1 protein-coding gene is annotated in these 364 nt (G+C 59.6%); it reads right to left on the bottom strand.

Annotated features, from left to right (window positions below; all coding sequences use genetic code 11):
• Nucleotides 1–364, bottom strand: a 364-nt coding sequence (locus CYJ76_RS11620) for a hypothetical protein (RefSeq protein ID WP_202820493.1), incomplete at both ends; no start/stop codon positions are given.

The following is a 364-nucleotide window of genomic DNA, read 5'->3' as shown; positions in this document are numbered from 1 at the left end:
TCGCAGCCTGGCCGCGTTCCTGCAGATCGTGAGCGTTTTCCTTCAGCGCCGCGGTGAGCTGAGCGATCTTCTGCTCGCGCTTCTTGGCCTTCTTTCCGGCCTTCTTCTGAGCCCTCTCCTGCGCCTCGTCGAAACGGCTGCGCAGCTTCTTCGTACGCTTGTCGATCTTCTTGCGCAGTTTCTCGGCATCCGCGCCGAGCTTCTCGGTCAGATCATCGGTGTTCAATTCTTCGCCCTTCTTCTTTAGCGACGCCACCTTCCCAGCAGCATCGCCCTCAACCTTCTTGGCCTTCTTGGCTGCTTTGGCCTGTGCCTTTGCAGCCTTCTTCTTTGCGGCCTCGGCCTTCTTCTCGGCCTTGTCGCG

The organism is Kytococcus schroeteri (assembly GCF_002847825.1).
In the GTDB taxonomy this organism is placed as follows: Bacteria; Actinomycetota; Actinomycetes; order Actinomycetales; family Dermatophilaceae; genus Kytococcus; species Kytococcus schroeteri.
This window is presented reverse-complemented; position numbering and strand designations above follow the sequence as displayed.